This is a genomic window from Candidatus Micrarchaeia archaeon, assembly GCA_041653315.1.
GTDB lineage: Archaea > Micrarchaeota > Micrarchaeia > Anstonellales > JAHKLY01 > JAHKLY01.
In genome coordinates, this window is sequence record JBAZFO010000045.1 from 1 (window position 1) to 8,616 (window position 8,616).

The following is an 8,616-nucleotide window of genomic DNA, read 5'->3' on the forward strand; positions in this document are numbered from 1 at the left end:
TATGGAATTGGAGCTTTTCTTAGGTATAAATAAAAAGTTTATTGGAATTGCAAAGCGCACGTTCCATTGAAAGATTCTGAAATGTCTAAATACATTTTATTTGGTTCAAATATAGTTTTATCTGCTGATCCAGATCTAATATAAATTTGTATTTTATTTTTCATTTCATCTTCGCATTTTTCTATTGTTGCATTTATATCATGCGTGTTATTTTGGTATGAGATAATGCATTTAGTATTATCAATTCCATAAATTGTTATTTCTTTTCCTACTAATACATTTCCACTTGCGATTCCTATACCACAAGTCATTATTTTATGGTTAACTTCTAATGAATTTGAATTTCTAGTGTCCATTATTAATGCAACTTCGGTTGACTCTTTTAAATTGTCAAAATAATTATTCATTTTTTTCTCATAGGAATTTGAATCTATATAGTAAGTAATAGCTATTGCTAATACAGCAATGAGTATAATGATTATCCATTTTGTTTTTCTGTCTAATTCCATTTACTCACCTAAATATATAGCATACCCAATTTCACATTTATCAAAAATGTCTTTTGTTCCAAATGTTTTAGCATCATTTCCATAAGTATTTTGGAAAGAATACCCGCTTTTTTCTGTATTATATTCAAATACATATGTTGGGGTTAATCCAAATTCTAGTTCGCATTCTTCAATTGATCTTATTCCATTTGGAGAAGCACATTGAGTTCCGCTAAATCTATATTCTTTAATATTTTTATTATTTAATTGTAATCTTACTAAATCCGCGCATTTATCCATACTTAATATAGTATAAGTTTCTGCTCCTCTTTCATCAATTACAATATTTATTGTATCACTATCTCTTAATGAATATTCAAATGATCCATAATCGCCGGCACCATAATTTCCAGTTATCATACTATATACTGCAATTGATCCAATTATTAAAATTCCAATAAATAGAATTAAAACAATTATCCAGCTTGTTAAAACTATTTTTTTTCTAAATATTGCTCTATTTGATTTTGTTATTTTTACAAAAATAAATACTGATAATGCGATTAATACAAAATTAATAGATACTAATACTATTGCAGGTATTATCGGCAATAAAGATTTATCTTCATTCATTGAAGCACCAATTAATGAATAAGCTGTTTTTGTTACTTCATTATTTGCTTTTTTAACTGTTCCGCTTAAACTTCCGCCTGCTCCTGGTGATTTTGAGATTACATTATCTAATTTTTGTGATACTTCATTAAATCTTATTTCTTGTGATTCATATTGTGCATCACTTAAAGGGGTTATATATCCAGCTTGATATTGATTATATAAAGAGCCAGCTTCATTTAATTCTGCTATTAAATTTTCATTTGTTTCATCAACATACCATCTTGCTCTTATTAATTTATTTGTGGCCTTTAATCTTGCATCTTCTGCTTTATCATATGCAGTAGTTAAATTTTCATTTTTTAATTCTTCTAATGCATTTAATTCAATTTTTAATTGTTCTATTTGTTGTTCAAAATTATCTTCAAATCTATATGTTTGTAATTGAGTTTCTAAATTATCTTTTAATAATTTAGCAGAATTATATTTATTTGCTAAATTTCCATTTACTACTTTTCCTAATGTATCTTCTGCCCATTCTAATGTTCCTTGATTTTCATTTAAAGCTGTTGAATATTTACTATTATATAATGGGTATAAATCTTTTCCTTTTGAATACCATATTCTATCTTCTGTGTTGTCTGCTATCAATTGTATTTTTTCTGCTTCATTTTCTAATGGTTTTACTTTTTCTTGTAATTCATCAACTTTTTCTTGAGCTTTTTCTAATAATTCAAAATCTAAAGGAATTTCAGGACAAAAACCCACACAGGTTTCACATGAATAAACATTACCAACTGGTAATCTTAAATCATTATAAACTAAATCTTCACCTGCATTTTTTAAATCTGCTAATTTTTCTTCATAAATATCTAATCTTTCTGCTATATTTGATGAATCTAAATCATTAAATAATTCAATTGTTTCTCCATAATATTTGTTCATTCCATACTTTCCTTCTGAATATTGAGTGAAACCATCACCTAAAACATAAGGATCACAACCCATTTGGTGTGTTGGATCTATCATATTACAAAATAAATTAGCTAATTGAACACATTCTTCTTCTCCAATACATCCCATATGTCCTTCAAATACTTCTTGATTCATATATGTTGCTTTATCACAATATCCTTCAGCATCACTGAAATGTAAAGGAGGTGCTTTATATTGTACTTCTCCATGTCTTCCAGCATTATAATCTTCAATATATCCTTTTAATTCATTTATTTCTTCTTCTGATGGATAATATAATTTTTCCCAACAATCGCAAGCTAATGATTCAACTAAAATTTTATCTTCTACTAATTCTCCATCTTTTAAAATAAAAATTGGGTTATCTCCTATGTAAACCATAGTATAATTTTCATTATCTATTTCTACATCAACATAATTAACATTGTCAATACTCTCATCGTCAAATAAGTATTCGTTTATATTAAATGCTTCTGCGCTTATCATACTTGTTAATAATAAAGCGCCAAATAGTCCTAATAGTAAAATGGTGGGTTTCATAATGATTTTATACAGAGAAAACTTTATAAAACAATATACTCGCGCTTTTGTTTATAAGAAGAATTTATAAGAAAAATAAAAAAAGAGAAAAAAAGAGAAAATTTAAGAACCCATAGCGGCACATGCAGTAGGATTAGATAAACTACAACTTCCACATTCAGTACCAAAATTTATAGCAGTAGTGCTGTACATTGCAGTTATTAAGCTTGGTCCTAACATAGCAATTACAAAAGCTATAATAGCACCTACTAATGCCCATACTGCCCATCCTTGAGATTTTCCTCTCATTTCAGCATTTCCTATTTGTCCAGCTGCATATATAACTGCTGCTGCAACTACTAATAAAAATCCAATAGGAATTAATAATGTTTTAATATCACAAGCCAATGCTAAAAATATGTTTTGTAATCCTGCTAAACCATCTGCTGCAAAAGCAAAGTTCATTACAAAAAACATACCTAAGATCATTAAAGGTATTGTTTTAATATTTAACAAACTTGTTAAAAACAATTTTGCCCTTCTTATTTTATCCATTTAATACACCTCTTTGATAATATATATTAATTTTAATAAACTTTATAAATTATTCTATCTTTTTTTAGAGTTTTCCTGTTGTTTTATTGAAAATAATTTATCATTTGATATTTCATTAATATTTGTTTTTTTTGATCTTGTTCCACAAGTATAATTACAAATATCACTTGGAAGACTATTATCACATTTATTATTATCTAAATGTAAGTGAGATAGTCCAGTTGTTATATTTAAATCTAAAATTACATTATTGCATAATGTAGAGTCATTAATATTTGAGTAAGAACAAGACCCCACATCATAAATTCCATAAGTATTGTTTTGAAATTGATTATTTTCTAATAAACTATTCTGAACCCCCCACAAAACCAGTCCTTTATTTGAATTATTGTTTCCAAGATTATCAATAAACGTAGCATTTTGCTGTTGTTCCAACCTATATCCAGAATAAGAGAATAAAACAGAATTATTTATAAAAATATTATTAAACATAAAGTCAATAGTGTTTTTTTTAGTATAAATTCCATATCCAGTACAATTGTATATAATATTATGGTTTATTTGAGAGTTATCTATATCAAATAACCTTATACCTTCTTCATTATTATCGTAAGATGCTGGTTCAGTTTCTCCGTCATCAATATCATATATTTTATTATTTGATATAGTTAAATAATTTGGATTTTGTAAAAATATCCCCAAATTAGTACAATCATGTATCTTATTATTTTCTATTTTACTTTGTTCCAAATTTAATCCACTAATTCCTTTACTAAAATTTATAATTTCACAATTTTTAATTGTAATATTCTCTTTATTATCTATTTTAATTCCTGCATACTCAATTGAAGTGCTAGTTAAGTCTCCATCTATTTTATAATCTAAACAATCCAAAGTAACATTATCTGAAGAAATCAAGATACATTGGTCTGTTCTATCTGAAGTAATATTTCCACATAATCTATATTCTCCAGGTAAATCAATTTCCATACAAGAATCGATTTCACATTCAGGTGGAATTATAATTTCTCCTCCAAAACAAATTTCTCTTAAAGCTGAAGTAGCTAATAACCAGTATCCATTTGTAGGTTCTAATTCAGAAACACTTGTGTCATAAGTTGAGGTTAATCTATTATAACTAAAAATTTCATATGGTGCTGTTGGAGTTGTATTAAAAGGCGCTCCAATTGCATGCCAACCAGGTTGAGTAATATTTATACACATTTCATAAACAGGTTCTCCACAAACTTCTTTTATATTATCACTTGAATATAATACCCAATACCCCTTCCCAGGTTCTAATGAAGAAACATCAACATAACTAGTTCCATCCCAGGCCATAACTCCAAGGTTTCCTGGAAATAAAGTATTTACATTTGTTGAATTTTCAACAGGTATTGAAATAAAATTCCAACCTACGTTAAAAGAGAAATTCACGCATTCTGCATAAGTTAGACTTATTAATAGACAAAGTATAATTATTAATATATTTTTCATAAATTTATTATATTATATATAATTAAAAATGTATAGTTTAAGGACCTATTGCATCTGCAACTGCATCTGTACATAATGTACTTGAACCTGTAGCATTGCAACTAGGAGCTGTAACACCACTTGCGCTCATTTTTATTAAAGCGCCTAAGAATGCAGGTACAACAAAAAGTATAACTGCGCCTATGACTGCGCCAACTAAACATGAAATAGCCCATTGCTGTGCTTTAGCTCTTGTTTGAGCATCAAATAATTGTCCAGCTGCATACACAACTGCAGCTGCTGTAACTAATAAGAAAGCTAGTGAAGGTATAATACCCATAATATCATCACATAAAGCTAATAATATACATTCTAAACTTCCATCTCCAATATCAGCAAATAATAAACCCCATAAAGATAAGAACATAAATATACTAGCTAAAACTAGTTTAAAATTTAAGTTTGTTATAAGTAAATATATTTGATTAATATTAAATTTTTTATTGGTTTTTTTGTCTCTCTTCATTATTATCACTTAATTTATTTATATGGAATATTTAAAAAACCTACTTTCAAATTTTATAATTCTACATTTTGGTTATATCTTAAAATAATTTTTTTAAGATCAGAGTAAATAGAACTAGGAGTTGATTCTTCATCAGTAACATATTTTAAAATTAAATTTAATTTTGTAGATTCATTTAAATAGTAATTTTTTTGATTTAAGTAATAATCTAAAGTAAAAGCAGCTGTTCTTTTATTTCCATCAATAAATGGGTGCTTTTGTATAAAATAAAAAAGTAATTCTGCAATATTTTCATAAGCTTTTATAGGTATTCCATGATTATGTTGTTTTTTATTAAATTCAATAAACATTTCAGCAGTAATATTTTGCATATTCATAAATCCCCTAATATTTTATATCTGCGTTTCCACTCTGGATTAGTTTCTATTAAATGGAGCATTTCATTTAATTTTTTTTGCATTTCTTCTCTATTTTTAAATACCCAAATACTTTTTTCTTTTTTATCCATATTTAACTTGAATCTTTATATCTTTAAAAAAGTATTTGTTAATCTATTATGTGTGCTTGTATACCTTTTATTACAAAAATATCAGAAAAATATAATTTAAAAATTTAGTTTTATTTGAGTATAATACACATAGGTATAATGGTCATTATAGTTTTAAACTTTAATCAAGGAATCTTAATTCTTTTTTAATTTCTTTTAAAAATTGTTCTGAATCTATCAATGCTTCTTTTGCATCTACTTCAGAAACATATTCTCCTTCATATTGTATTGAATGTCTGGAAATTCTATAAGAATCTATTGTTTTTAAAAAAGAATAAATTTTTTTATTGTTTTTATATTCATTTTTTAAAAATAAAATCATACATCCATGACTTTTTTCAGTGTATCCTTTTGAAAAAATTAATGCTCTGCAACAGTGAAATAGACAGTTATAAGATAAACTAAAAGATACGCTATAATATTCCATTTCCATATTTCCTTTAGCTTTATCTAAAAAATCATTTGCTATTAATAAAGAATTTTTTACTCTATTTTTTGCAGTTTCATCTTTTTTTATCAATTGTTTTTCAAAACATTCATCCAATCCCATTAAATCTCCTTTTTATATATTTCAATTTTATTAATATTTTTACCAAATTCTGATTTTTCTTTTTTAATCCATTCAGTTATTGTATATATTGTAGTTTCTATTTTTAAATCATTTTTCTCGCCAAAATTTAATAATTCTTCTACATCTAATTTTTTATTATTGGTTATTATTAATAAATCTAAGTCGCTCATATTTGAATATTCTCCTTTAGAATAACTGCCGTATAAATATAAATAATCTATATTGTTTTGTTTAATAAAATGTTTAATTTCTTCAGCTTCATTTATTAAAGATAAAATAAACATTTGTTTAAGGGATTTAACTAAATAATGATTGTTATTTAATGAATATTGGGAGGTATTAGCAAATTTTTTAAAAGAAAGTATATTTTGTTGTGAATATTTTTTACAATATATCTCCGAAGTTCTTGGGCTGATTTTTAATTCTCTTGAAAGCCCCTTTATATGTATTATTTTATTTGGGTTTTTAAGAAAATATTCAATTACTTTCCAACCTTTAAATGTTTTTAATATTTTTAGCATTTATTTAGTATATGTAGTATGTTTTATAATACTATCGTATGTTTTATTATACGAACGTATGTTTTAAATTCTTTTGAATACTGGAAGTTTGAGAATAGAAAGATTTTAATACTTCCAATGTTAAAATATTATAAGGTGAAAGAAATGACCACAGTATCAGTAGATATAAATTCAAATACTTATAGGATGTTACAAGAGTTTAATATTAGTATTCAAGAAGTTTTAGACGAACTTGTAGAATCAAAATCTTTACAATTACTAAGTTTAAGAAAAGCAGAAAGAGAAGGTTGGGATAATGCAGAAGAATTATTCAACCTTTAATCAAGGAGATATAGTTATTGTTGAACTTCCCTTTTCAGATATTTCAGGTTCAAAATTAAGGCCTGCACTTGTTATAAATTCATCAAATTTAAATTCTCAAGATGTTATTTTATTAAAAATCACATCTCATTTTAAAATTACTGAAAAAGATTTATTTGTGCCATTGACTATTGAAGATACTGAAAAAAAATCTTTACTTAAAAATAGTTATATCCAAACAGATTTTATTTTGACTTTAGATAGTATTTTAATAAATAAAAGAATAGATAAAATAAATGATAAAAAATTAGAAGAAATTAAAAATAAACTTAAAGTAGTTTTTGATTTGTAGGATTAAATTATTAAAAAATACTTTAAAATGATTTTTTAGAAAGGGGAGGGGAAAATGAAAATAGATATTTTAATAACAATTTTTATATTATTTATTGTTTTTTCTTTTTGTGGGGCACACACAATAAATGATTTGGGACCAGGAGAGATAGAGGTAATTTTAAATCCTAATGAAGTTCATACTGGTTGCATTCAAATATTAGATGAAGGAGAGATATTTAATAATTATAAGAGGATAGTAGATGAAGGAAAAGAAAGAATACTTTATAATTATTATATTGATCTTTCTCCTATAGATGCCCAAATATCTGATACTATTTATGTTAATTTAAGAACTGGGCCAAGTATGTCGGATGGTAGGATATTATTGAACAATTATCAAATATGTAATAGTGGATATTGTAAAAATATGCAAATAACAGCAGCAAAAGCCATATTTAATTTTGAAAAAGAGCATTTTAAACATATTTTATCTTATATTGAAAATCAACCTTTAAGAATGATTGTTACAGATATGGATTTATGTGTTTTTTATCCAGAACTAGAGATTAATATCGAAGAGTTGCCTATTAATGTAACAGATAAAATGAACATTACTCTTAAAGGAAAAATTATAAACATAAACCAAATAGATGCTAATAAAGTAACATTAAAATTAAATTCTGAAGATTTTAATGTTAAATCAAATTATTTTAAATTTGATCTAACTGGAAATTATAATTTAGAAGAGTCAGTCAAATCCTTTGAATTTACACTAACCCCAAAAAATTTAAATGTAGAAAATAAAGTATTAAATGGAATTTATTATGGAACATTATCATATTCATTTAAAGATACTCAAGGAATAACAAGAACTAAAAGTTTAGATCTTGGTAAAGCTTCCTTTAGCATTATAAAAGAAGAGATTGAGGAACCACAGATAATTGAAGTAAAAGAACAAAAAAACAATAATATTGAAGAAAATAATTTTTTTAGTTTAATTATTGGAGTATTAGTAATATTAATATTTGTTTTAATTGGAATTATTTATCTTGGTTTTATTAAACAAAAAGCTAAGAAATAGATTTATTTGTTTGTTATACAAATGAATACCGGAAGTTTGAGAACAGAAAAATTTTAATACCCAGAAGTTTATAAATATTATATGAGATATGGGTATATGCCAGGATTAGATT

Annotated in this window: 12 protein-coding genes; 3 read left to right on the forward strand and 9 right to left on the reverse strand. The window is 25.3% G+C overall.

The window, feature by feature from the left end:
- Window positions 1–38 precede the first annotated feature (38 nt).
- From WC356_06855 to WC356_06895, 9 genes are all read right to left on the reverse strand, one after another.
- Window positions 39–509 carry a hypothetical protein gene (locus tag WC356_06855; protein ID MFA5382862.1) on the reverse strand — a complete coding sequence of 157 codons (471 nt, stop codon included), beginning with the start codon at window positions 507–509 and terminating at the stop codon, window positions 39–41.
- Window positions 510–2,615: a hypothetical protein gene (locus tag WC356_06860; protein MFA5382863.1), complete on the reverse strand. Its 2,106-nt coding sequence runs from the start codon at window positions 2,613–2,615 to the stop codon at window positions 510–512.
- Between the two features lie 102 nt (window positions 2,616–2,717).
- On the reverse strand, window positions 2,718–3,149 hold the full coding sequence (locus WC356_06865) for a hypothetical protein (protein MFA5382864.1): 432 nt from the start codon (window positions 3,147–3,149) through the stop codon (window positions 2,718–2,720).
- 54 nt (window positions 3,150–3,203) lie between these two features.
- The gene (locus WC356_06870) at window positions 3,204–4,646 is read right to left on the reverse strand and encodes a right-handed parallel beta-helix repeat-containing protein (protein MFA5382865.1); all 1,443 of its coding nucleotides are present in this window, start codon (window positions 4,644–4,646) and stop codon (window positions 3,204–3,206) included.
- Between the two features lie 37 nt (window positions 4,647–4,683).
- Window positions 4,684–5,052: a hypothetical protein gene (locus WC356_06875; GenBank protein MFA5382866.1), complete on the reverse strand. Its 369-nt coding sequence runs from the start codon at window positions 5,050–5,052 to the stop codon at window positions 4,684–4,686.
- Window positions 5,053–5,204: 152 nt separating this feature from the next.
- Complete coding sequence (locus tag WC356_06880; GenBank protein ID MFA5382867.1) at window positions 5,205–5,528, reverse strand: Fic family protein; 324 nt, start codon at window positions 5,526–5,528, stop codon at window positions 5,205–5,207.
- Window positions 5,525–5,659, reverse strand: a complete 135-nt coding sequence (locus WC356_06885; protein ID MFA5382868.1) for a hypothetical protein — start codon at window positions 5,657–5,659, stop codon at window positions 5,525–5,527. The genes WC356_06880 and WC356_06885 overlap by 4 nt, the downstream gene beginning before the upstream one ends.
- Window positions 5,660–5,819: 160 nt before the next feature.
- The gene (locus WC356_06890) at window positions 5,820–6,248 is read right to left on the reverse strand and encodes a HEPN domain-containing protein (protein MFA5382869.1); all 429 of its coding nucleotides are present in this window, start codon (window positions 6,246–6,248) and stop codon (window positions 5,820–5,822) included.
- Window positions 6,248–6,790, reverse strand: coding sequence for a nucleotidyltransferase domain-containing protein (locus WC356_06895; protein MFA5382870.1), 543 nt, complete (start codon window positions 6,788–6,790; stop codon window positions 6,248–6,250). Before WC356_06895 ends, WC356_06890 begins: the two co-directional genes overlap by 1 nt.
- Window positions 6,791–6,808: 18 nt before the next feature.
- Here WC356_06895 and WC356_06900 point away from each other — a divergent pair, with 18 nt between their 5' ends.
- From WC356_06900 to WC356_06910, 3 genes are read left to right on the forward strand one after another with little or no spacing between them, the layout of a single operon-like run.
- Window positions 6,809–7,111, forward strand: coding sequence for a hypothetical protein (locus WC356_06900; GenBank protein ID MFA5382871.1), 303 nt, complete (start codon window positions 6,809–6,811; stop codon window positions 7,109–7,111).
- Window positions 7,086–7,442 carry a type II toxin-antitoxin system PemK/MazF family toxin gene (locus WC356_06905; GenBank protein MFA5382872.1) on the forward strand — a complete coding sequence of 119 codons (357 nt, stop codon included), beginning with the start codon at window positions 7,086–7,088 and terminating at the stop codon, window positions 7,440–7,442. The genes WC356_06900 and WC356_06905 overlap by 26 nt, the downstream gene beginning before the upstream one ends.
- Before the next feature lie 54 nt (window positions 7,443–7,496).
- On the forward strand, window positions 7,497–8,504 hold the full coding sequence (locus tag WC356_06910) for a hypothetical protein (GenBank protein MFA5382873.1): 1,008 nt from the start codon (window positions 7,497–7,499) through the stop codon (window positions 8,502–8,504).
- Window positions 8,505–8,616: the final 112 nt, after the last annotated feature.